The 23,224-nt window shown below is 72.8% G+C and carries 19 protein-coding genes and 1 pseudogene; 4 read left to right on the top strand and 16 right to left on the bottom strand.

All coding sequences use genetic code 11. From position 1 onward, the window contains the following. Nucleotides 1–9: 9 nt before the first annotated feature. The 8 genes from atpA to glyA all read right to left on the bottom strand — a co-directional run bounded on the left by atpA (nucleotide 10) and on the right by glyA (nucleotide 6,385). A complete protein-coding gene (atpA, locus tag AB0D32_RS25195; RefSeq protein WP_357094997.1) occupies nucleotides 10–1,665 on the bottom strand; it encodes a F0F1 ATP synthase subunit alpha in 1,656 nt (551 codons plus the stop codon). Nucleotides 1,666–1,757: 92 nt separating this feature from the next. Continuing rightward, the gene (locus AB0D32_RS25190) at nucleotides 1,758–2,579 is read right to left on the bottom strand and encodes a F0F1 ATP synthase subunit delta (protein ID WP_357094995.1); all 822 of its coding nucleotides are present in this window, start codon (nucleotides 2,577–2,579) and stop codon (nucleotides 1,758–1,760) included. Next, nucleotides 2,579–3,109 carry a F0F1 ATP synthase subunit B gene (locus AB0D32_RS25185; RefSeq protein WP_357094992.1) on the bottom strand — a complete coding sequence of 177 codons (531 nt, stop codon included), beginning with the start codon at nucleotides 3,107–3,109 and terminating at the stop codon, nucleotides 2,579–2,581. The genes AB0D32_RS25190 and AB0D32_RS25185 overlap by 1 nt, the downstream gene beginning before the upstream one ends. Before the next feature lie 31 nt (nucleotides 3,110–3,140). After that, complete coding sequence (gene atpE, locus AB0D32_RS25180; RefSeq protein ID WP_121399594.1) at nucleotides 3,141–3,368, bottom strand: ATP synthase F0 subunit C; 228 nt, start codon at nucleotides 3,366–3,368, stop codon at nucleotides 3,141–3,143. Between the two features lie 93 nt (nucleotides 3,369–3,461). After that, nucleotides 3,462–4,283 carry a F0F1 ATP synthase subunit A gene (gene atpB, locus AB0D32_RS25175; protein WP_357094989.1) on the bottom strand — a complete coding sequence of 274 codons (822 nt, stop codon included), beginning with the start codon at nucleotides 4,281–4,283 and terminating at the stop codon, nucleotides 3,462–3,464. Then, nucleotides 4,284–4,505, bottom strand: a complete 222-nt coding sequence (locus tag AB0D32_RS25170) for a hypothetical protein (protein WP_357094987.1) — start codon at nucleotides 4,503–4,505, stop codon at nucleotides 4,284–4,286. Nucleotides 4,506–4,670: 165 nt separating this feature from the next. Beyond that, complete coding sequence (locus tag AB0D32_RS25165; protein WP_357094985.1) at nucleotides 4,671–5,102, bottom strand: hypothetical protein; 432 nt, start codon at nucleotides 5,100–5,102, stop codon at nucleotides 4,671–4,673. Beyond that, the gene (gene glyA / locus AB0D32_RS25160; protein WP_357094982.1) at nucleotides 5,099–6,385 is read right to left on the bottom strand and encodes a serine hydroxymethyltransferase; all 1,287 of its coding nucleotides are present in this window, start codon (nucleotides 6,383–6,385) and stop codon (nucleotides 5,099–5,101) included. The genes AB0D32_RS25165 and glyA overlap by 4 nt, the downstream gene beginning before the upstream one ends. Before the next feature lie 35 nt (nucleotides 6,386–6,420). Here glyA and AB0D32_RS25155 point away from each other — a divergent pair, with 35 nt between their 5' ends. Next, nucleotides 6,421–7,914, top strand: a complete 1,494-nt coding sequence (locus AB0D32_RS25155) for an SDR family oxidoreductase (RefSeq protein WP_357094979.1) — start codon at nucleotides 6,421–6,423, stop codon at nucleotides 7,912–7,914. Between the two features lie 54 nt (nucleotides 7,915–7,968). Here the strand turns inward: AB0D32_RS25155 and AB0D32_RS25150 are convergent, their stop codons facing one another. From AB0D32_RS25150 to prmC, 4 genes are all read right to left on the bottom strand, one after another. Next, nucleotides 7,969–10,080, bottom strand: coding sequence for a transglycosylase domain-containing protein (locus AB0D32_RS25150; protein ID WP_357094976.1), 2,112 nt, complete (start codon nucleotides 10,078–10,080; stop codon nucleotides 7,969–7,971). Nucleotides 10,081–10,196: 116 nt separating this feature from the next. Then, nucleotides 10,197–10,808 carry a phosphotyrosine protein phosphatase gene (locus AB0D32_RS25145; protein WP_357094973.1) on the bottom strand — a complete coding sequence of 204 codons (612 nt, stop codon included), beginning with the start codon at nucleotides 10,806–10,808 and terminating at the stop codon, nucleotides 10,197–10,199. Next, complete coding sequence (locus tag AB0D32_RS25140) at nucleotides 10,809–11,453, bottom strand: L-threonylcarbamoyladenylate synthase (protein WP_357095054.1); 645 nt, start codon at nucleotides 11,451–11,453, stop codon at nucleotides 10,809–10,811. Continuing rightward, on the bottom strand, nucleotides 11,453–12,400 hold the full coding sequence (prmC, locus tag AB0D32_RS25135; protein WP_357094970.1) for a peptide chain release factor N(5)-glutamine methyltransferase: 948 nt from the start codon (nucleotides 12,398–12,400) through the stop codon (nucleotides 11,453–11,455). Before prmC ends, AB0D32_RS25140 begins: the two co-directional genes overlap by 1 nt. A gap of 73 nt (nucleotides 12,401–12,473) precedes the next feature. On the opposite strand from prmC, the gene AB0D32_RS25130 reads away from it, so the two are divergent. Continuing rightward, nucleotides 12,474–14,024, top strand: coding sequence for a GGDEF domain-containing protein (locus AB0D32_RS25130; RefSeq protein WP_357094968.1), 1,551 nt, complete (start codon nucleotides 12,474–12,476; stop codon nucleotides 14,022–14,024). 6 nt (nucleotides 14,025–14,030) lie between these two features. Here the strand turns inward: AB0D32_RS25130 and prfA are convergent, their stop codons facing one another. Together prfA and rpmE are read right to left on the bottom strand one after the other, a co-directional pair. After that, entirely contained in the window at nucleotides 14,031–15,119 is a 1,089-nt protein-coding gene (gene prfA, locus AB0D32_RS25125; RefSeq protein WP_357094965.1) for a peptide chain release factor 1, read from the bottom strand. Between the two features lie 97 nt (nucleotides 15,120–15,216). Next, the gene (rpmE, locus tag AB0D32_RS25120; RefSeq protein ID WP_203867866.1) at nucleotides 15,217–15,441 is read right to left on the bottom strand and encodes a 50S ribosomal protein L31; all 225 of its coding nucleotides are present in this window, start codon (nucleotides 15,439–15,441) and stop codon (nucleotides 15,217–15,219) included. 264 nt (nucleotides 15,442–15,705) lie between these two features. Between rpmE and AB0D32_RS25115 the strand changes: the two are divergent. Both AB0D32_RS25115 and AB0D32_RS25110 read left to right on the top strand, forming a co-directional pair. Beyond that, a pseudogene (locus AB0D32_RS25115) lies at nucleotides 15,706–16,032 on the top strand (AAA family ATPase); the annotation flags it as partial. Between the two features lie 31 nt (nucleotides 16,033–16,063). Next, nucleotides 16,064–16,630, top strand: a complete 567-nt coding sequence (locus AB0D32_RS25110) for a hypothetical protein (protein ID WP_357094962.1) — start codon at nucleotides 16,064–16,066, stop codon at nucleotides 16,628–16,630. A gap of 61 nt (nucleotides 16,631–16,691) precedes the next feature. Here AB0D32_RS25110 and AB0D32_RS25105 read toward each other — a convergent pair whose 3' ends face one another. Next, the gene (locus tag AB0D32_RS25105) at nucleotides 16,692–20,189 is read right to left on the bottom strand and encodes a phosphodiester glycosidase family protein (RefSeq protein ID WP_357094960.1); all 3,498 of its coding nucleotides are present in this window, start codon (nucleotides 20,187–20,189) and stop codon (nucleotides 16,692–16,694) included. Nucleotides 20,190–20,861: 672 nt separating this feature from the next. Next, complete coding sequence (gene rho, locus AB0D32_RS25100) at nucleotides 20,862–22,964, bottom strand: transcription termination factor Rho (RefSeq protein WP_357094958.1); 2,103 nt, start codon at nucleotides 22,962–22,964, stop codon at nucleotides 20,862–20,864. Between the last annotated feature and the right edge of the window lie 260 nt (nucleotides 22,965–23,224).

Below are 23,224 nucleotides of genomic sequence, written 5' to 3'. Positions count from 1 at the left end.
AGTCAGCCCTTACTGCTTCTCGGCGGAGCGGTCGCTCGCGCCGTCCCGGAAACGGGTCACCGTCTCGCGGTTCTCCTCGCCCTCCAGCGGCGCGGCCGGGGCCTCGTTGATCCGCCGCTCGTCTTCCTTGCCGAGGAAGATCTGCTTGAAGTCGGCGATGGCGGCGTCGAGCGAGCCGACGATGTCGTCGTTCCACTGGTGGTCGGCGATGCTGGCCAGGACGCCCTCGTGCTTGTGGCGGAGGTACTGGAGGAACTCCGACTCGAAGCGGCGGATCTCCCCGACCGGGACGTCGTCCAGCTTGCCCTCGGTGCCGGCCCAGACGGAGACGACCTGCTCCTGCACCGGGAACGGCGCGTAGTTCGACTGCTTGAGCAGCTCGACCAGGCGGGAGCCGCGGTCGAGCTGGGCCCGGGAGGCCTTGTCCAGGTCGGAGGCGAAGGCGGCGAACGCCTCCAGCTCACGGAACTGGGCCAGGTTGAGCCGCAGCGAACCGGCGACCTTCTTCATCGGCTTCACCTGCGCGGCGCCACCGACCCGGGAGACCGAGGTGCCGACGTTGATGGCCGGCCGGACGCCCTGGTTGAACAGGTCGGTCTCCAGGAAGATCTGGCCGTCGGTGATGGAGATGACGTTGGTCGGGATGAAGGCCGAGATGTCGTTGGCCTTCGTCTCGATGATCGGCAGGCCGGTCATCGAGCCGCCACCCAGCTCGTCGGAGAGCTTCGCGCAGCGCTCCAGCAGGCGGGAGTGCAGGTAGAAGACGTCACCCGGGTACGCCTCGCGGCCCGGCGGGCGGCGCAGCAGCAGGGACACGGCGCGGTACGCCTCGGCCTGCTTGCTCAGGTCGTCGAAGACGATCAGGACGTGCTTGCCGCCGTACATCCAGTGCTGCCCGATGGACGAGCCGGTGTAGGGGGCGAGGTACTTGAAGCCGGCCGGGTCGGAGGCCGGGGAGGCGACGATGGTCGTGTACTCCAGCGCGCCCGCCTCCTCCAGGATGCCCTTGATCGAGGCGATCGTGGAGGCCTTCTGGCCGATGGCGACGTAGATGCAGCGGACCTGCTTCTTCGGGTCGCCGGAGCGCCAGTTCTCCCGCTGGTTGAGGATGGTGTCCAGCGCGACGGTGGTCTTGCCCGTCTTCCGGTCGCCGATGATCAGCTGACGCTGACCGCGGCCGATCGGGGTCATGGCGTCGACGGCCTTGAGGCCGGTCTGCAGCGGCTCGTCGACCGACTGCCGGGCCATCACGTTCGGGGCCTGGAGCTCCAGCTCGCGGAAGCCCTCGTTGGCGATGTCGCCGAGCCCGTCGATCGGGTGGCCGAGCGCGTTGACCACGCGGCCGAGGAAGGCGTCGCCGACCGGTACGGAGAGCACCCGGCCGGTGCGCTTGACGCGCTGCCCCTCTTCGAGATTGGCGGAGTCACCGAGGACGACGACACCGATCTCCCGGACGTCGAGGTTCAGCGCCACACCCAGGGTGCCGTCCTCGAACTCCAGGAGCTCGTTGGTCATGGTCGAGGGGAGACCCTCGACGTGGGCGATGCCGTCACCGGTGTCGGCGACGGTACCGACCTCCTCGCGGGAGAGTTCGGACGAGTAGGAAGAGACGTAGCGCTCCAGAGCGCCGCGGATCTCCTCCGTCGAGATGGTCAGCTCGGCCATCCTCTGCTTCCTTAAGTATCAGGGGCCCGGGATACCTAGTACCGACCGGTCCGAATGGCGTCTATTCACAGGCGCTGGGCGGCGGTGCCGCGTCAGCGCTTCGCGAGCGCGTTGCGGCTCTCGTTGAGGCGGCGCAGGACGGTGCCGTCGTACAGGTCGGAGCCGACCCGCACACTCACGCCACCGAGAACTGTGGGGTCCACCGTCTGCTTGACGGAAACCTCTCGACCGTATATCGCGGAGAGACTCGCGCCCAGCCGACGCTCGTCCTCTTCACTCAACGGGGCCGCGGCGGTCACGTACGCCACCTGCCGGTCCCGCCGGTCGGCGGCAAGCTCGACCAGCCGGGTGAGCGCCCCGGAGAAGGAGCGCCCCCCGAACCCGTTCAGCGCCGCCTCGACGAGGCTGACGGTGACCGGGCGGGCCTTGCCGGCGAGCAACTCGCGGACCAGGGCGGTCCGCTGCCCGATCGGGGCGATCGGGTCGGCCAGCGCGTTGGAGAGCGCGGGCTGACCGGCGACGACCTGACCGAAGCGGAACAGCTCGTCCTCGACCTCGCCGAGGTCGCCGGCGGAGTCGGCGCTGGCCAGCAGCGCCTCCACGCCGATCCGCTCGGCTGCGTCGAGCAGCTCCGAGGGCGCCGACCAACGGCCGGACACCAGCGAGGCGACCAGGTCCAGCGCATCGGCGCCGACCTTGCCGCGCAGCAGCTCACCGAGCAGGGTGGTGCGGTCGGCACCCGAGCGGGCCGGGTCGGAGAGCGCCCGGCGCAGCCGCGGCTCGCGCCGCAGCAGGTCGGCGACGGAGAGGATGTCGGCGGCGGTGGTGGCCACCGCCGACGGCTCCGCGCCGCGGACGTACGCGTCGAGGCGCTCGGCCGCGACCTTGTACGACTCCCGGCTGGCGGCCTGCATCAGCGGGCCCCCGCGCTCTCGAGGTTGCTCAGGAACCGGTCGACGGTGCCCTTGCGGCGTGCCTCGTCGGCGAGGGACTCACCGACGATCTTGCTGGCCAGGTCCACCGCGATCGTGCCGACCTCCGTGCGCAGCTCGCGCACGATGGTGGCCCGCTCGGCGGCGAGCTGCTCCTTGCCGGCCGCGATGATCCGGTCGGACTCCTCCCGCGCCTTGGCGAGGACGTCCTGGCGGATGCCCTCGGCGTCGGCCCGGGCGTCGTCCCGGATCCGGGCCGCCTCGTTACGCACCTCGGCGAGCTGGGTCCGGTACTGCTCCAGCAACTGGTTCGCCTCGGCCTGGGCGGTTTCGGCCCGCTTGAGGCCACCCTCGATCGCGTCGACCCGCGCCTGGTACATCGCCTCCATGCGGGGCATGACGAACTTCAGCAGGACGAAGCAGAGCAGGGCGAAGGAGATGGTCCCGATGACCATCTCCTGCCAGATCGGCAGGATCGGGTTGTGTTCCACACCTTCTGCGGCGATGAACATGTCGGACCTCCGGGTCGGCAGAGAGCTCTCGTCAGCCCTGGACGGCGAAGGCGAGCACCAGACCGAAGAGCGCGAGCGCCTCGACCAGGGCGAAGCCCAGGACCAGCCAGGTGCGGTTGTAGCCGGCGGACTCCGGCTGGCGGGCGCTCGACTGGATGTAGGCCGCGAAGACCAGGGCGACACCGATACCGGGGCCGATGGCGGCGAGGCCGTAGCCGATGGTGTTGACGCTGCCGCCGATTTCGGCAAGAACAGTCATTGCGGGTATTCCTCCTGTTCGACGCGTGAGGTCTCACGCGTACGCGGGTCGGTACCAGAAGCTTGGTCGGGCCGGGTGGCCCGCCGAGCCCGATCAGTGCTCGTCGGCGAGCGAACTTCCGATGTAGTTCGCGCTCAGCGTGACGAAGACGTAGGCCTGCAGGACAGAGACCAGGACCTCGAAGAAGGCCATCACGATCGCCATCAGGAAGGAGAAGACCGAGGTCACCTGGACGAACAGGCTGCTCGAGTTGAGCATCACGAAACCGCCGACGGTGAACACCAGCAGGAGCAGGTGGCCGGCGAACAGGTTGGCGAAGAGCCGGAGGGCCAGGGTGACCGGCCGGACGATGAACGTCTGCAGGAACTCGATCGGGACCAGCAGGATGTGCATGGGCCACGGCACGCCGGGGATGATCAGGCTCATCTTGAGGTACTTGCCCAGGCCGTGCTTACGGGCGCCGATGTAGAGGTACATCACGTAGGAGATCGCCGCGAGCACGATCGGGAAGGCGATGTGCGAGTTCGGCGAGATCTGCAAGCCGGGCACGATGGCGAAGATGTTGGTCAGCAGGATGAAGCTGAACAGCACCGTGAAGTAGGGCGCGAACCGGATGCCCGCGGAGCCCATCTGCTCCTTGGCGATGTTGTCGCGGACCAGGCCGTAGACCGCCTCGGCGTACCACTGGGTCTTGCCGGGGACCAGGGTCGGCTTCCGGTAGGCGACCATGAAGAAGATGATCAGCAGCGCGACCGCGAGCCAGACCATGATCCCGAACTTGGTGACCCAGGGGCCAGCCACGTCCGGCGGGTAGAAATCTCCGACGCTGGGGGGCCAGGGAAGCCCCTCGGCGGCGACGAGCTGTCCACTCACCGTGTCATCCTCCGCACTCGTCAGACCCGCGCGTGCTGGCACTCAAGCACTGAGCCTCTTCATGATCAGGTAAATCGCTCCGGCCGCGCCGAAGATCATGCCGACGGCGACCCCGACACCGGTTCGCAGATCGAGAAGTCGCTCCGCCAACCACCCGAGGAAACCCCACACCACGATGCCGGCGAGCAGGTAGCCCAGAACGGCTCCTGCCACACCCTCCGACGAGTGCTCGCCAGAAGGGCGGGAGTGTGGGTCTTCGGCCATGACGTGGCGAACAATATCAGCAGGGACGCGCGGGAGTGTGCGGCACCCCCCACACTGCGGACAGCGTGCGGGCGCGTGGTGCGGGCGCGAAAGTCGTTGGTCAGGTTACTCCCGTGTGGCCCGCCGCGGCAGCCCGAAATGCCGGACGCAGATCCGACAGAACGCTCACTCATCGCGTCGCTCGAAAGTGGGCAGTGGCGTACGCAGGGCCCAGCCCAGGTGGGTGCCCGTCCAGACCACCACGGCCGCGATGATGGCCACCCCCATGTCCGGCAGGCCGGGCCAGCCGGTGGCCGCCACGGCGGCCATCGCCACCCCGAGCACCACGATCTTCGTGGCGTAGGTGACCAGCCCCACCGACATGATCATCCGAGGGTTGATCGCGTCGGCCCAGGCCACCGAGAGGCCGGAGATCAGGTAGCTGGCGATGACCAGCGCGATCCCGGCGGCCACGCCGGCCGCGCCGGTGGCCCCCCGCAGCACCGCCGCGACCGGAACTCCGACCAGCGCGAGCACCCCGCAGGCCAGCAACGGCAGGCGCAGGTGCGGCAGCCGGGACCGGATGGCGCCCGGCTCGCCCGCGCGCGGCTCGCTCATCGGGGGTACGCCGGGAAGGCGGCGGCCAGCTCGGCGACCTCGCGGGCGATGCCGGCGAGGGTGTCGGTGCCCCCCGGGGCGGCCGGATCGGTGCGCACGGCGCGGGCGATCAGCGACGCGACCTGCCGCATCTCCGGCTCGCGCATGCCCTGGGTGGTGACGCTCGGAGTGCCCACCCGGATGCCCGAGGCGACCATCGGCTTCTGCGGGTCGTACGGGATCGCGTTCTTGTTCAGGGTGATGGTGGCGGCGTCGCAGCGCGCCTCGGCGTCCGCGCCGGTCACGCCGAGCTCGCGCAGGTCGAACAGGGCGAGGTGGGTGTCGGTGCCCCCGGAGACCGGGCGCGTCCCCTCGTCGGCCAGCCCGGCGGCGAGGGCCTGCGCGTTCGCCACCACCTGGGCCGCGTAGGCGCGGAACCCGGGTTGGGCGGCCTCGTGCAGCGCCACCGCCTTGGCGGCGACGGCGTGCATCAGCGGCCCGCCCTGGGTGAACGGGAAGACCGCCTTGTCGATGCGCTGGGCCAGTGGCTCCCGGCAGAGGATCATGCCGCCGCGCGGCCCGCGCAGCACCTTGTGGGTGGTGAAGCAGACGACGTCGGCGTACGGCACCGGCGACGGGACGGCCTTCCCGGCGACCAGCCCGATGAAGTGCGCGGCGTCGACCATCAGGTACGCGTTGACCTCGTCGGCGATCTCGCGGAACCGCGCGAAGTCGATCAACCGTGGGTACGCCGTGGCCCCACAGATGATCATCTTGGGCCGGTGCGCGAGAGCCAGGTCGCGCACCTCGTCGTAGTCGATCAGCTCGGTGTCCCGCCGGACCGTGTAACCGACGGTGTGGAACCACCTGCCGGAGAAGTTGACCCGGCTGCCGTGGGTGAGGTGGCCGCCGTGCGGCAACTCCATGGCGAGCACCGTGTCCCCCGGCTGCACCAGCGCGGCGTACGCGGCCAGGTTGGCGCTCGCCCCGGAGTGCGGCTGGAGGTTGGCGTGCTCGGCGCCGAAGAGCTCCTTCGCCCGCGCGATGCCGATCTCCTCCGCCCGGTCGACCTCGGCGCAGCCGCCGTAGTAGCGCCGGCCCGGGTAGCCCTCGGCGTACTTGTTGGTCAGGGTCGAGCCGAGCGCGGCCAGCACCGCCGGCGAGGTGAGGTTCTCGCTGGCGATCAGTTGCAGCCCGCCCCGGAGCCGGTCCAGTTCGCCGAGCACCACCCCGGCGATCTCCGGGTCGGTGGTGCGGAGCTGGTCGAAGTCCGGCCCCCAGAAGGTGCTCGTCTCAGTAGCCACAGCGCCAGAGTCTATTGGGCCGCACACTGGAGGCCGTGAGATGCCTGGTCACCGGAGCGACAGGTTACATCGGCGGGCGCCTCGCGCCCCGGCTGCTGGCCGAGGGGCACCCGGTGCGCTGCCTGGCCCGCAAGGCGGGACGGCTGCGGGACGTGCCGTGGGCGGCGCGAACCGAGATCGCCGAGGGCGACCTGCGCAGGCCGGAGACGCTGCCGGCCGCCTTCGAGGGCGTGGACGTCGCCTACTACCTGGTGCACTCGCTCGGCCAGGCCGGCTTCGAGGCCGCCGACCGGGAGGCCGCCACCCGGTTCGCCGAGGCCGCACAGGCCGCGGGCGTACGCCGGATCGTCTACCTGGGCGGGCCGGAGCCGGCGGCGGACCGGGAGGTCCCGTCGGCGCACCTGCGCTCCCGGGCCGAGGTGGGACGGATCCTGCTGGACAGCGGGGTGCCGACGGCGGTACTGCGGGCCGCGGTGATCATCGGATCCGGGTCGGCCTCGTTCGAGATGCTGCGATACCTGACCGAGCGGCTGCCGGCCATGGTCACGCCCCGCTGGGTCCGCAACCGGATCCAGCCGATCGCCGTCCGCGACGTGCTGCGCTACCTGGTCGGCTGCGCGAGCCTGCCGCCGGAGGTGAACCGCGCCTTCGACATCGGCGGGCCGGACGTCCTCACCTTCGAGGACATGATGCAGCGGTACGCGCGGGTGGCCGGGCTGCGCCGACGGGCCATCGTGCCGGTACGACCGCTGACGCCGTCGCTCTCCTCGTACTGGGTCGGGCTGGTCACCCCCGTGCCGAACGCGATCGCCCGGCCGCTGGTGGAGAGCCTGGTCCACGAGGCGGTCGCCCGCGAACACGACATCGCCACGTACGTCCCCGACCCGCCGGAGGGGCTGACCGGCTTCGACCAGGCGGTCGCGGCGGCCCTGGCGAAGATCCGCGACGGCGAGGTCGAGACCCGCTGGTCGACGGCGAGCGGCCCCGACGCGCCCGCCGAGCCGCTGCCCAGCGACCCGGAGTGGTCCGGCGGTACCGCCTACACCGACGTGCGCGAGCGGGCGGTGCACGCGGGGCCGGACGCCCTGTGGCGGGTCATCGAGGGGGTCGGCGGTGAGCACGGCTGGTACTCGTTCCCGCTGGCCTGGTCGGTGCGGGGCTGGCTGGACCGGCTGATCGGCGGCGTGGGGCTGCGCCGCGGCCGGCGCGACCCGCACCGCCTCCAGGTCGGCGAGGCGCTGGACTTCTGGCGGGTGGAGGAGATCGTGCCCGGCGAACTGCTGCGGCTGCGCGCCGAGATGCTGCTGCCGGGCCGGGCCTGGCTGGAGATGCGGGTGGTCCGGGCGGACGGCGAGGGCACCCGCTACCACCAGCGGGCGGTGTTCCTGCCGCACGGGCTGCCCGGGCACGCGTACTGGGGCGCGGTGGCGCCCTTCCACGCGGTGGTCTTCGGCGGGATGGCCCGCAACATCGCCCGCCAGGCCGAGCAGGCGGCCCACGGGCCCGCCGTCCCGACCGGCCACGGCTGAGTCGCGCTGACCGGTCGGGGCGAGGCGCCGGCGTGAGCCCGGTGCGGCAGCCGCTCAGTTGCCGGCGCGGGCACCGGTGAACCGGAAGGCGGCCGACTCGCTGGGCGGCACGAAGTCGCGGACCGGCTCGTCGCGCAGCGCGAACGCGAGCACCTCACCCACCGCCTCGACCAGTTGGCCCTGCACCCGCTGGCCGACCGCGTCGCGCGGGTCGTCGGGATTGGCCGCGATCGAGGCGACCGCCAGTTGCGGGGTGAAGGCGACCACGGTCTCCGTCGCGTACCCGTCCGAGCTGCCCGTCTTGCCCGCCACCGGGCGGCCGAGCTGTCGACGCAGCCCCTCGGCGGTGCCGCCGTCGCACTCCCGGTACATCGACTGGTCGCCGACCGGGCAGCGGGCCACGTCGGCCGCCGCCCGGGCCACGTCCGCGTCGACCGCCTGCCGGCAGTCCGGCCGGCCGGCGGCCACCGGCCGGCCGGCCGCGTCGGCGATCGAGACGACCGGCACCGGAGCGCACCACGTCCCCTCGGCCGCCACGGCGGCGTACGCGCCGGCCAGGTCGAGCGGGGTGGTGGCGGAGACGCCGAGGGTGAACGGACCCCACTCGCGCGCGCCGTGCCGGGCCAGCCGGGCGTCGTCCTCGGCGCGGAAGACGATGCCGAGCCGCTCGGCCATCTCCACCACCCGGTCCGCGCCGACCCGTTCGGTCAGCCACGCGAAGTACGTGTTGACCGACTCGCCGAACGCGGTCCACATGGTGTGCCGGCCGTCCATCAGGTCGCTGGCGTTCCTCGGGCACCAGTACCCGTCGCAGCTCGCGGCCCCGCTCGCCGCGTAGTCGGTCATGATCCGCTCCGGCGCGTCGAACTCCGTGCTCAGCGGCAGCCCGGACTCCAGCGCGGCCAGCACGGTGAAGAGCTTGAACGTGGAGCCGGCCTGGTAGCCCTGGATCGCCCCGCCACCGGCGACCAGCTGGTTGACCGTGTTCGGGTGGTTCTTCTGCCCGCGCGGGTTGGCGTCCACGCCGTAGTTGCGGTTCACCGCCATCGCCAGCACCCGGCCCGTGCCGGGCTGCACCACGGCCGTCGGCGCCGCCCGGCGGTCGTCCATCGAGTAGATGCGGCGGACCTGCTCGGTGGTGGCGCGCTGCACCGCCGGGTCGAGCGAAGAGACGATGGAGAAGCCGCCCCGCCGCAGCGTGAGCTGCCGCTCGTCGACCGTCGAGCCGAACGCCGGCTGGGCGTTCCACCAGCGGGTGAACCAGTCGCAGAAGAAGGCCCAGTCGTTGTGCTCCGCCGGCACCGCCGTGCAGTCGTTCGGCGTCTGGCTGGGGCGCAGCTTCAACTGCTCGGCCCTGGCGCGGTCCGCCGCCTCGGCCGGGACCTGCCCGGACTCCACCAGCCGGTCGAGCACGTACGTCCGGCGGGCGAGCGCGGCATCCGCGTCGCCGTTGATCGGGTCGTCACTGTGCGGGGAGCGGACCAGGCCGGCCAGCAGCGCCGCCTCGGCCAGGGTGAGTTCCGCCGGCGGCTTGGAGAAGTAGCGTTTGCTCGCGGCGGCCACCCCGTACGCGCCCGCGCCGAAGTAGGCGATGTTGAGGTAGCGGGCGAGGATCTCGTCCTTGCTCAGCTCCCGCTCCAGGGCCAGCGCGTACCGCATCTCCTGGATCTTGCGCGCGGTGCTCAGCTCGGTGGCGGCGGCGCGCTGCCGCTCGCTCAGCCGGGGGTCGTTGCTGAGCACGTTGCGGACGTACTGCATGGTCAGGGTGGACGCGCCCTGCCGGGTCTCCCCGGCCCCCTGGTTGACGGTGAAGGCCCGCACCACGCCACGCAGGTCGACCCCGCTGTGCTCGTGAAACCGGGTGTCCTCGGCGGCGATGATCGCCTGCCGCATGACCGGCGCCACCTCTGCCAGCGGCACGTCCACCCGGTCCTCCTGGTAGAAGGAGGTGATCAGGGTGGTGCCGTCGTTGGCGTAGAGGTTCGAACGCTGGGCCGTGGGCGGCGTACGCAGCGTGTTCGGCAGCTCCGAGTACGGCGCCGCGAGCGCCGAGAACCCGATCCCGAAGACCAGCGCGGCCGGTAGGGCCGCCATCGCCAGCGCCAGTCCGGCCAGTGCGCCGGCGAGCAGCACGGTGAACAGTTTGTCGAGGCGTGCCCGGGTCATCAGCTCTCCCCGCAGGAGCCGGTCAGGACCCACCCAGAATGACCCGAAAGCCCCTCTTGACCGCCCCTTTCCCCCAAACCCGCAGGAAACTCACGCGCGCGGGTACCTCGGGCGGGTTACGGCAGGAGCGCGGCGGCGAGCGGGTGGACGGTCTCCTCGATCTCGTCGGCGACCCGGCTGAAGCACTGGTCGCCGCGCCCCCACGGGTCGTCGAGATCGTCGGTGGGCAGCGACACAATGCCCAGCCGGGCCGCGTTGGCGGCCTCCACCAGTGCCACACCGCGCGCGTACACCCCGTCGGGGGTCGCCTCGGCCACCGGCAGCCCGGCCGCGTCCACCCCGGCGAGCAGCCGGCCGAACTCGCCCAGCACGAACGTGCGCGACGCCGCGTCGGGCCGCAACGCCACCACGTACTCCTGCTGGTCGGCCGTGGCGGTGAGGACGAGGTCGGCGGCGTCGATGTGGTCCGACCGCAGCTTGCGCGCGGCGAAGCCGGCGACGCTGCCGCCCCGGGAGTTGACCTGACGGGACGCCGGCGGGTTCATCTCCTCGCCGGCGTGCCAGCCGCCGGTGCCGGCGCTGTGGCTGTGCAGCAGCTCGTCGGCGCGACCCGGGTCGAGCTCGCGGCGGGCCAGCCGCTCCCGGACGGCGAGGGCCAGCAGCCGCTCGGCCATCGGGGACCGGCAGATGTTGCCCATGCAGACGTGCAACACGGTGAACGGAGGCACTCAGACCCCCTGGCCGGCGAGGATGTCGGGCACCACGTCGCGGAGCTTCTCCAGCGGGACGGCGCCCTGGCGAAGGACCTGCGGCACCTCGCCGGTGAGGTCCACGATCGTGCTCGGCACCGGGTCCGGGCAGGGCCCGGCCTCCAGATAGGCCCGCACCGAGTAGGCGAGCTGGTCGCGGGCCTCCTCGGCGGTGAGGGCGGCCGGCTGGCCGGTCTTGTTCGCCGAGGCGACGGCCATCGGGCCGGTCTCGCGCAGCACCTCCAGCGCCACCGGATGCAGCGGCATCCGCACCGCCACCGTCCCGGAGTTGTCGCCGAGATCCCAACGCAGGCTCGGCGAGTGCGTCACGATGATGGTCAGCGCCCCGGGCCAGAACGCCTCCACGAGGTCCCGGGCCGCCTGGGGCAGCGAGTAGACCAGGCCGTCGAGGGTGTGCCGGGAGCCGATCAGCACGGGCGGCGGCACCTGACGGCCGCCCTTGGCGTCCAGCAGGGCCTTGACCGCGTACGGGGTGAACGCGTCCGCGCCGATCCCGTAGACCGTGTCGGTCGGCAGGACGACCAGTTCGCCGTTCTTGACCGCGTCGATGGCCGCAGCGATGCCGCGGTCCCGGTCGGCGGGCGACCGGCAGTCGTAGAGCATCACGGGGAGTCAGTCTGCCACGTCGCGTCGGCGGCGGCGTGCTGGCCGTCCGCCCGCCGGGACGCGGTCGCGAAGCGGGGCCGCCCGGTCAGGTCCGGGTGGCCGGCGATCGCCTCGAACCGGCCGTCCGCGACGAGCAGATCCGGCACCGCCGTGCCGTGCGTGTCGTCGTGCTCGACGCCGAACACCCCGCCCGGACGCAACAGCGCCGCCGCCCGGGCGATCACCGGCCGGATCACCGCCAGGCCGTCCGCGCCGCCGAAGACCGCGCTCGCCGGATCGTGCCCGCTCACCTCCGGGGGCACCGCCACGTCCGACGGCACGTACGGCGGGTTGCAGAGCAGCACGTCGACCCGGCCCACCAGGTCGGCGAGCAGGTCGGGCGCGGTCACGTCGGCCGCCACCACCTCGATCGGCCGATCGCCCGCGGCGGCCCGGGCCGCCGCGTTGCGCCGCAGCCAGGACAGCGCCGCCGCCGACCGTTCCACCACCACCACCCGGGCCGCCGGCAGCTCCTGGGCGACCGAGAGCGCGATCGCCCCCGAGCCGCCGCACAGGTCCACCACCAACCCGGCGCCCAGGCGCCGGCCCTGCTCGATCCCCCAGCCGGCGAGCAGCTCGGTCTCCGGGCGGGGCACGAAGACGCCCGGCCCGACGGCCAGCTCCAGGTGTCGGAAGCCGGCGCTGCCCGTGAGATGCTGCAACGGCTCCCGTCCGACCCGTCGCCCGACCAACTCGTCGAACCGGTCGAGCTGCTCGGCGGTGAAGTCGTCGGCCAGCGCCAGCCGCCCCCGGGGCACGGCCAGCACGTACGCGGCCAACTGCTCCGCCTCGGACCGGGCCGAGGCGATGCCGGCGTCGGCGAGCGCCCGGGACGCCCGGGCCAACGCCACGGAAGGGCGCTGCCGTCTCGTCCCTTCGGACGGGTGTTGCGGCACGGTGGTCACGAGATAATCATGGGGCGTCGCGCTGGACATCTCGAGTGGATGCGTCCGGACGCACACCGACAGGGAGGTCGCGGTGGGTTGGCTCGACCGGGTCACCGACCAGGTTGACGCCCTCACGCGCGCGCGGGCCCTCCAGGAGTCCAGCCGCTCCGCCGAGGCGTACTCGATCCTCGACCGGATCGCCGCCACCACCACCGACCCGTACGCACGGGCCGACGCCCTGGTGCAGCGCCTCTGCGCGGTCATCAACCTGGGACGCACGGCGGAGTACACCCGGGCCGTCGAGGAGGCCTCCACCGCCGTCCGCGACCTCGCCGAGCCCTACCTGCTCGGGCACCTCAACGCGCTCGCCGCGCTCGCCGCGCACCACCAGGGCGCCCTGGACCGCTGCGTCACCCACCTGGTGAAGGCCGCCCGGGCGCTGGGCGCGGTGGCGGACCCCGACCGGGACACCGCGTGGGGCTGGCACGACCTGGCGATGGCCTACTCGTACCTCAGCTTCCACGGCTACGCCCTCGGCGCGATCGAACGGGCCCGGCAGCTCGGCACGACCGCCGGCATCCCGGAGGAGACCTTCGCCGCCCCCGGCATCCGGCTGCGTAACGCGGTGGCGCTCGACCACAACGGCGACAGCGACGGCTGCCTGCGGGTGCTGCGGGACGTCGCCGCCGACCTCGACCGGTTCCTGCGCGGCGGGCGGGCCGGCAAGCTGCGCCCGAGCAGCCTCGCCGCGTACGGCTACGCCGCCGCCCGGCGGGCGGCACTGGGCGACCGGCTGGCCGTCGACACGGAGGCCGCCCCGGCCCGGCTGCTCGGCCACGGCGGAGACAGCGCCCGGGCCCGCGACATGCGCCAGCTCGGCCAGGTCTGCCTGGCCATCGCCGAGGGACGGCCGATCGAGGCCGTCACCCGGCTGGACACCGTCCAGGTCTCCACCGAGACGCTGGGCGCGGCCGAACCGGCCCGGCTGCGCAGCATCGCCCTGACCCGCGCCGGCGACCACGCGGGGGCGCACCGGGCCGACCGGCTGGCGTTCCGGCTGGCCGCCCAGCGCAACGACCGGCTCCGGGACGTCTACATCGACGGCATCGCCGCCCGCATCGACCACGAGGAGATGCGCCGCGAGGCGGCCCGCTTCGAGGGCGAGGCGTTGACCGACCCGCTGACCGGGCTGCCCAACCGGCGGCGGCTGGAGCGCTACATCGCCACCGTCGTCGCCCACGGCGACCGGGTGGTGATCGGCGTCTGCGACCTGGACGGCTTCAAGGCCGTCAACACCCGGCACGGGCACCACTCCGGCGACCTGGTGCTCCAGCGCATCGCCGGGGTGATCAACCGGGTGATGCGCCGGGGCGACTTCGTGGCCCGCTACGGCGGGGACGAGTTCGTGGTGGTGCTCCCCGGCGCCGGCATGGCCGAGGCGGCCGAGGTGGGCCGCCGCATCGACGCCGCGGTACGCGCGGAGGACTGGGAGTCGCTGGTGCCCGGCACCCCGGTCGGGGTCAGCGTCGGCTTCGCCGAGGTGGGGGCCAGCGGCCCGGGCCTGCGCGACGCCCTCAGCACCGCCTTCGAGGCCGCCGACCGCGAGATGCTCCGCGCGAAGAACCGCCCCCGCGCCTCCTGACGGCGGTCAGCGGCGGGCCAGCTCGGTGTCACCGGCGAGGCGGGCCGCGCGGTCCGCCTCGACCAGGGCGTCAAGGACCCCGTCCAGGTCACCGGCGAGCGCCAGGTCGAGGTTGTACGCGGTGTAGCCGATCCGGTGGTCGGTGATCCGGTTCTGCGGAAAGTTGTAGGTGCGGATCCGCTCGGAGCGGTCCACGGTGCGCACCTGCGCCTTGCGGGCGTCCGAGGCGGCCGCGTCGGCCTGCTCCTGGGCCGCCGCCAGCAGCCGGGCCCGCAGGATCCGCATCGCCTGCTCCCGGTTCTGCAACTGGGACTTCTCGTTCTGGCAGGAGACCACGATGCCGGTCGGGACGTGCGTGATCCGGACCGCCGAGTCGGTCGTGTTCACCGACTGGCCGCCCGGCCCCGACGAGCGGAACACGTCGATCCGCAGCTCGTTCGGGTCGATGGTGACGTCGACGTCCTCGGCCTCCGGCAGCACCAGCACGCCAGCGGCGCTGGTGTGGATGCGGCCCTGCGACTCGGTGACCGGGACGCGCTGCACCCGGTGCACGCCGCCCTCCCACTTGAGCCGGGACCAGACGCCGTTGCCGCCCTCGGGCACGCCCTTGGTCTTGATCGCCAGCGAGACGTCCTTCACCCCGCCGAGGTCCGAGTCCTGCGCGTCGAGCACCTCGGTGAGCCAGCCGCGCCGCTCGGCGTACCGGGTGTACATCCGCAGCAGGTCACCGGCGAACAGCGCCGACTCCTCGCCGCCCTCGCCCGCCTTGATCTCGACGATCACGTCCTTGGCGTCGTGCGGGTCGCGCGGGATCAGCAGCTCCGCCAGCCGTTCCTCCAGCGCCGGCAGGCCCTCCGCGATCGACTCCGCCTCGGCGGCGAAGGACGCGTCCTCGGCCGCCAACTCCCGGGCGGCGGCGAGATCGGCGCGGGCCTGCTCCAGTTCCCCGGCGGCCTTGTGCAGCGGCACCAGCTCGGCGTACCGGCGACCGACCCGGCGGGCGGCGCCCTGGTCGGCGTGGATGGCCGGGTCCGCCAGCCGCTTCTCCAACTCGGCGTACTCGTCGAGGAGGGCGGCCAGACGCTCGCTGCTCATGCGGGGGAGGCTCCTTCGGCGACGAGGGCAGGATCCGGGGGAAGACGGACGACGCCCGCGTCCGGCACGAAACCGGGCGCGGGCGCCGAACGAGGAGCTACTTGGCCTTCTTGGCCTGAACCTTGGCGTACTTCTGCTGGAACTTCGCCACCCGGCCCGCGGTGTCCAGGACGCGCTGCTTGCCGGTGTAGAACGGGTGGCAGGCGCTGCAGGTCTCGACGTGGATCGAGCCGCCCTTGGCGGTGCTGCGGGTGGTGAACGTGTTACCGCAGGAGCAGGTGACCTCGGTGGTCACGTACTCCGGGTGGATGTTGGGCTTCATCTCGCCTCGGTCCTCTCGTGGGTGGTCGCCGGGTCGCCGTCGGTGTCCGTCGCGGGTGTGCGGCGGGCTCGGGCGTGAACCGGAACCGGTGGCCGATTGACCAGTGTGCCATGGGCGTACGCCGGCCCGGCAGTCGGGCCGCACGGCTGGTCCGGCAGCGACAACGCACACCTCACCTCCCGCATTCCCGCCGCGTGGCCGGGCATTCACCCCGGCACGGCCGCCGTCCGGTCGTGCCCCGTCCGGGGCACGACGGCAGCCCCGATGACGTACGACACGGAGGAGCTGATGGCCCGCCTGATCGCCACCCGGGGACTGCCCGCCTCCGGCAAGACCACGTTCGCCCGCACGCTCCAGCCGTCCGTCCTCCGGGTCAACCGGAACGACCTGCGCCGGATGCTGCACGGCGAGCGGCTGTTCACCCAGTGGGCGGAATGGCAGGTCACCGTCGTGCAGCGGGCCCAGGTCGAGGCGCTGCTGCGGACCCGGGCCGACGTCTGCGTCGACGACACCAACCTGCGGTCCCGTACCCTGCGCGACTGGGCCGAACTGGCCGCCCGGCACGGCGCCGAGTTCGAGGTGCACGACTTCACCGACGTGCCGCTGGCGGAGTGCCTGCGCCGTGACGCCGCCCGCCCCGAGGCCGACCGGGTCGGTCGGCGAGGCGTGGATCCGCCGGCTGCACGAGCGCTACCTGGAGGGTCGTACGCTGCCGCTGCCCGTGCCGCAGGCCCGGACGGGACGGCCCGCCACCGTGCACGCCCCGTCGACCGAGCCGCCGGAGATCGTCCTGGTCGACATCGACGGCACGGTCGCGCTGAACGTCTCGCGCAGCCCGTACGACATGACCCGGGTCGCCGAGGACGAGCCGAACCCGGCGGTGATCGCGGCGGTCCGGGCGATGCACGCCGCCGGGTACGGGGTGGTGTTCTGCTCGGGCCGGGACGCCACCGCCCGCGCCGCCACCGAGGCGTGGCTGGCCCGGCACGTCCGGATCCCCTACCTCGACCTGCACCTGCGCGCCGTCGGCGACAACCGGAAGGACTCCGTGGTCAAGCGGGAGATCTACGAGCGCGAGATCGCCGACCGCTACCGGGTGGTCGGCGTCTTCGACGACCGCCAGCAGGTGGTGCGGATGTGGCGCGCCCTCGGCCTCACCGTCTTCCAGGTCGCCGAGGGCGACTTCTGACGTCGACACCCGTCACCACCCGAGGCCCGCACCGAAGAGTCGGTGCGGGCCTCGGGACACCTCAGGCGGCGGGAGCCGCGGCGGCTGCCGTCAGGGTGATCGTCGCCTCGGCGTTCGTGCCGTTGACCGCTACGGCCAGCTTGACCTGCGCGCCGGGGCGCAGGGCCGTGAGCCGGCCGGTGGCCGGGTCGAAGCGGGCCACGTGCCAGGGCTTCAGCCCGAGGATCGAGCCGACGTGCACGTTCGGCGAGGCGGACCAGTCCGCGCTGACCGGCGCCGCCACCGGCACCGTACGACCACCGGGCTGGGTCAGCGTGGCGGTGACCGTCGCCGGCGTGCCGACCGCGACGCTGGCCGGGGCGGCGAGCGCGAGCGCGTCGACGTGCGCGTGGAACTCGGCGGCCACCCAGCGCGGGCCCTCGACGAGAGGGTTGCGCCGGGCCCGGTCGGCCTCGGCCGGGGTCACCGGGTCCACCCCGAACTCCGTCCACCCGGTGAAACCGCCCTGGTCGGCGGGGGTGGAGGGGTTCTTGCCCGAGTTGCCGTTGATCAGGTACGGCACCCCGTCGACCCGGTCGGCGTGGAAGGTGCCGACGTGCCCGCCGACGAACGCGGCCCCCTTGCCGGTGCGGTGCTGGAAGTCGGCCAGCCACTGCTCCAGCAGCGCCGCCTCCTTCCGGTCACCGAGCTGGCTGGCCTTGGCCGGGCTCGGGTCGCGCGGCGGGTGGTGGTGCAGCACGACCACCGAGCCGACGGCCGGGTCACCGGCCGCCGAGTCGAGCGCCTCGCGCAGCATCCGCACCTGGTCGAAGCCGCCGCCGCGCAGCGAGCCCGTCGACGAGTTCAGCGTGACGAACCGGGTGCCCCGGTGGTCGAAGGTCCGCTCGGTGTCGCCGAAGACGGCCCGGAAGTTGGCGATCGGGGCGCCCATGATCTCGTGGTTGCCGGGCACGTAGTGGTACGGCAGTTCCCCGCCGAGTTCCTCGTCCAGCAGCCGCTTGGCCAGCGCGAAGTCAGCCGGGTAGGCGGTGTCCACGAAGTCGCCGTTGATCACCAGGAAGTCCGGCTTCGCGGCCTTCACCTCGCGCAGCGTACGGCGGGCCTGGGCGACCAGGTCGCTGTCCGGATTCGCCGCGACGAACTGCGTGTCGGACATGACCGCAAAGCGCCAGGGCGCGCCGTCCACCGTGCCGTCGCGGAGCACCACCCGGTCGGTGCGCGGCGTCTCGGCCGGCACGTCGACCGTCGGCGGCACCTTCGCCACCAGGTCGTCGATGACGACCTCGCTGCGGTACTGCGCGGCGGCGTTGGTCTCCGCCACGTAGAACCGGCGGATCCGCACCGGGTACTGCACCCCGGCCGGTACGGCGAACTCGACGTACTTCCAGCCCGTCCAGGTGATCAGCGGGCCACGCAGCACGTGCTGGGTGTTCTGCGCGTCGTGCAGGTGCAGGCTGGGCCACTCGCCGGTGCCGTTGCCGTGGATCCACATGCCGAACGCCTGCGGCTGGCCGGCCACCTCGATCCAGGCCGGCGGGTCCGCGTACGCGGCCCGGGTGCCGGTGGACTGGCTGAAGTCGTACGTCATCTTCAGGCCCGTGCCGGTGCGGCCCGGCGCGGGCGCGACCGCGCCGCTGGCCCGGGCCTGGCTGAACTTCCAGGCCGCCGCGTCGTCGAAGCCGGCCACCGGCACGTCGGTGAGCCCGACGGTGACCGGCAGGACGGTGCTGCTCGGGCCGACCCGGACGGTGACCAGCGCCGAGCCGGTGTCCCGCAGGGCGGTGACCGCGAGGTTCCCGTCGGCGGTCGGGGTGATCCGAAGCAGGTCCTTGTCGTAGTCGAGCTTCAGGTCGGCCGGCTCGATCGGGGCGGTGTTGCCCTCGGCGTCGTAGCCGACCACGCCGAACAGGGCGTTGCCCTGCGCGCCGGTCAGGCCGACCCGCTCCACGGTGGAGTCGATCCGGGCCAGCGGCCCGAGCACGGTCAGGTCGAGGGTGCCCTGGGCTTCGTCCCGCCAGGCGGTGACCGTGGTGCGCCCCGGCAGGCCGGCCCGGAAGCGGCCCTGGCTGTCGACGATGCCGTGCACCGCCGGGTTGGCCCGCCACTTCGGCGCGCCGGCCGCCGGGCCGTACGTCTCGTCGTGGCCTGCGGCGGTGAGCCGCCGGGTCAGGCCGGGGAAGACCCGGTCGGGCCGACCGCCGCGCACCGGCGCGACGCCGGGGGCGGTGGTCGGGTCGCTGGCGGTCTCCAGCCAGTACCCGGTGAGCCGACCGCTGCCCTTGGGCGCGTAGATGGCCAGGCCGTTGGGCACGGCACGTTCACTGCCGTCGGACGGGTTGTTCTCCACCTGCACGCCCGCCGCGCCCGGCTCGCGGGCGAGCAGCGTCGAGGAGCCGCCGCCGTCGAGGTTGAGCGCGTGGTGCGCGCCGAGTTCGGCCATCATGCGGCCCATCTCGGTCAGGGTGACGCCGCGGCTGTCGACCTGCCGGCCGTCCACCGTCAGCATGATCATGCGGCGCCCGTCGGCGGAGAAGCCGACCGACGTACGCGGGGCCAGCGACGCGTCGGCGATGCTCTGCACCACGCCGTCGCGGACCAGCACGTGGCTGCCGCCGACCGCCGCGTGCAGCGTGCTGCCGTCTGCCGGCTTGGGCTGGTAGGCGACCGTCACCGGGTCGCCGGGGCGCAGGCCGGCGAGAGCGTCCGCGCCGGCGTCCCGGCCGAGCAGCACCGTGGTGCCGGCCGGGATCGGCCCGCTTCCGGCCGTACCGCCGACGGTGGCGACGCGGCCGTCGACCACCGTGACCTCAGTGACGCGGTTGGCGCCGGAGACCGCACGTTCCCGGGTGTACGTCCCCCAGAGCGCGGTGAACACGCCGATCCCGTTCGCCTGGATCATGTTGTTGAACTGGGTCAACGTCACCGGACCGGTGGGCAGCGTCGCAGTGCCGTCGAAGTTCACCTCGATCACCCGGCCGAGTCCCTCGGAGGTGATCGCGACGGCGTTGCGGTGGCCGCTGACCGCGGACTGGACCAGCTGGCCGTCGCGGATGCCGACGCCCTGGGCCGCACCGGAGTTGTTGATGTCGAAGAAGTCGCCGTTGACGGCGGCGACCGCACGGGCCTCGTCGACGGCGCCGCGCAGCGGCTCGGCCCGGCTGACCGCGCCGGAGTTGACGTAGTCCACGGTGAGGCCGCCGGTGAGGTCGGCGGTGAGCGCGTCGGCACGCAGCCAGCCGTCGGCGTCGTACCGGTCGAAGGAGGTGAGGGCGAGACCCGGGGCGACCGGGCGGGTGGTCTTCGCGGTCTCCAGCCCGCCGGCCGGCTCCACGCCGGTCTGGGCCGTGGCGGCCGACGTGCTCCCGGCCGGGTCGGCGGCGAGCGTGACGGAGTCCGTGGGGTGCGAGGAGGCACGCGGTGCGTCCTCGGCTGCGGTGGCGGAGGGGTCGGTGGCCGGAGCCGACGCACCGGCGGTCGCCGGCACGGTGCCGGCCAGAGTGAGCAACGGCGTCAGCAGCAGGGCGCCTGCGAGCCGGGCGGATCGTCTGCGGGTACGCATGGGCGACAGTCAACCGGACAGTGAATAGAAGTTTCAATACCCGACGGCCAAAGCGAAGGAAAACTCCACTCGTCCGGTTGTCGTCCTCCCGGCTGCCAGCACCGCCCCTTCAGCAACGTTCCCGCCCCGAGCCGCGCGGTACGGCCCACCTCACCGCAGCCCCGCCCCCGCGCCCCGCCCGCGCGCCACAGTGCACGGGGGATGCGCGGCTTCCGCGCCCAGTCACGGAGGGTGGCCAAGCCGAGCCCTCCCACACCCTCACTCCACCCCCTTTGCTCTGCAGCCCTATCGACACCGGACACGCTGCGTCAGCGGTGCGCATCTGGCTGCAGAGCAAAGGGGGCGTGGAAGGTGGCGCGGCGGGAGTGGGCCCTTCGACGAAACACCTGGTCACGAGGCACCAGCAGCCGCAGGCGAGCAGGGAGGCTTGCCGCAGCACGGAAGTCAGTCACAAAGAGTAATACTGTGGGCGCGACGCTGGTCCGTTACCGATGGTCACCGACGCGGCCCAGGATCTCGGTCACGAATCACGTTAGGACTGGCGACTGTGGAGCGCCCGGACAGCCAAGTGCGGAGGCGGACGCCGCAGCTCACGACGGAACCACAGGCAGGAATGCGAGAAGGGCACGGCCTCGTGGCCGCGCCCTTCTCGCTCGTCTCACCCTGGGAGGGTCACTCCCCCGGCGTCGACTTGGCGATCTGCATCAGGAACTCGATGTTGGTGCGGGTCTGCTTGAGCTTGTCGAGCAGCAGGTCCAGCGCCGCCTGCGAATCCAGCGAGTGCAGAACCTTGCGGAGCTTGTGGATGATGGCCAGTTCCTCCGGCGCGAGCAGGATCTCCTCCTTACGCGTGCCGGACGGGTGGATGTCGATGGCCGGGAAGATGCGCTTGTCGGCGATCTTCCGGTCCAGCTTCAGCTCCGCGTTGCCGGTGCCCTTGAACTCCTCGAAGATGACCGTGTCCGCCATGGAACCGGTCTCCACCAGCGCGGTGGCGAGGATGGTCAGCGAGCCGCCGTTCTCGATGTTGCGGGCAGCACCCAGGAAGCGCTTCGGCGGGTAGAGCGCGGTGGAGTCGATACCACCCGACATGATCCGGCCGCTGGCCGGCGCCGCCAGGTTGTACGACCGACCGAGGCGGGTCACCGAGTCCAGCAGCACGACCACGTCGTGGCCCAACTCGACCAGGCGCTTCGCCCGCTCGATCGCCAGCTCGGCCACCGTGGTGTGGTCCTGCGGCGGACGGTCGAACGTCGCCGCGATGACCTCGCCCTTCACCGACCGCTGCATGTCGGTGACCTCTTCGGGCCGCTCGTCCACCAGCACCACCATCAGGTGGCACTCCGGGTTGTTGTGCGTGATCGCATTCGCGATGGCCTGGAGCACCATCGTCTTGCCCGCCTTCGGCGGCGACACGATCAGCGCGCGCTGGCCCTTGCCGAGCGGCATGACCAGGTCGATGACCCGGGTGGTGAGGATGTGCGGCTCGGTCTCCAGCCGCAGCCGCTCCTGCGGGTAGAGCGGGGTGAGCTTGTAGAACTCCGGCCGGCGCTTCGCCTCGTCCGGCTCCATCCCGTTGATGGTGTCCAGCCGCACCAGCGGGTTGTACTTGTCCCGCCGCTGCTCGCCGTCACGCGAGGCGCGTACCGCACCGGTGATGGCGTCGCCACGCCGCAGACCGTACTTCTTGATCTGCGACATCGAGACGTAGACGTCGTTCGCGCCAGCCAGGTAGCCGGTGGTCCGCACGAAGGCGTAGTTGTCGAGCACGTCGATGATGCCGGCCACCGGGACGAGCACGTCGTCCTCGCCGACCTGCGGCTCGCGCCCGCCGTCGCCGCCGCCCTCGGCACGCTCACCACGGCCGCGGCGGCGGTCCCGGAACCGGCTGCGCCGACCGCGCCGGCCGCCGCCCTCGTCGTCGTCGCCGTCGTTGTCACGCTCGGCACGCTGACCCCGGTCGCCGCGCTCGTCACGCTGACCCCGGTCGCCCCGCTCGTTACGGTCGCCGCGCTCCGCACGCTCACCGCGCTCGTTACGGTCGCCCCGCTCGGAACGATCGGCACGCTCGTTACGGTCGGCACGGTCACCCCGCTCGGCACGCTCGCCGCGCTCGGCACGCTCGCCGCGCTCGGCACCGCGGTCAGCACGGTCGCCGCGCTCCGTACGCTCGCCACGGTCAGCCCGCTCGGCCCGCCCGCGGCCCTCGCCCCGGTCGGCTGCCTCGGCCTCGTCCGTACGCGTCTCCGCTGGACGTGCCTCTGCCGGACGTGTTTCCGCCGGACGTACCTCTGCCGGACGTGTTTCTGCCGGACGGGCCTCCGCCGGACGGGCCTCGGCGGCCCGCGCCTCGGCAGCGGCGGCCCGGCTGCGCCGGGTCCGGCCACGAGGCTCGGACTCCCCAGCCGCCGGCTCCGCCGGAGCCTTCTCCGCGGTGCGCCGCGCGGCCGCCGGCCGCTCGGTGGCCTCGCGGACCTCGGCGTGGACCTCTTCACGGGCGGGAGCGGCAGCGGCCGCGGCCGCCACCTCGGCCCGCGGTCGAGGGGTCCCGGCGGCGGCGCCGCCCTGCCGCTCGGAGATCGCGCTGATCAGCTCGCCCTTGCGCATGCGAGCCGTACCCGAGATGCCGAGCGACGCGGCCAGGCTCTGCAGCTCCGGCAGCAGCATCGCCGACAGGCCGGTGCCGCTGCGCCGACGACGGGCGGGGGCGGCGGCGGTGGTGGCATCGCCAGCGACGTTGGAAACATCCGACGTCACGTCGGTGGTGTCGCTCAATGGATTCCTTCCCTCGATAGGCCGGGACTGCCCGGAGTCGAAAAGCAAGGTGGCCGGGCGGCCTCGGTGCACCCGCCTCGCATGGACGCGTCGCGGGAGTCTGTGACACAGCAGCCGGTCGGTTTCCCGACTCACCAACGTCGGTGAGCAGGTCTCGCCGCCTGCGGCGACCTGTGAAGACTGCGGTGCGGCGTGGGCCTAGGCAGGGGTGACGGGCTGACCGCCGAAAGCTTCGGGGGTGCGCCGACCCGCAGGGAGAT

The sequence above is a fragment of the Micromonospora sp. NPDC048170 genome (assembly GCF_040652795.1).
Classification (GTDB): Bacteria; Actinomycetota; Actinomycetes; order Mycobacteriales; family Micromonosporaceae; genus Micromonospora.
Note: the sequence above shows the minus strand (reverse complement) of the source record. Positions and strands in the feature narration are given on the sequence as shown.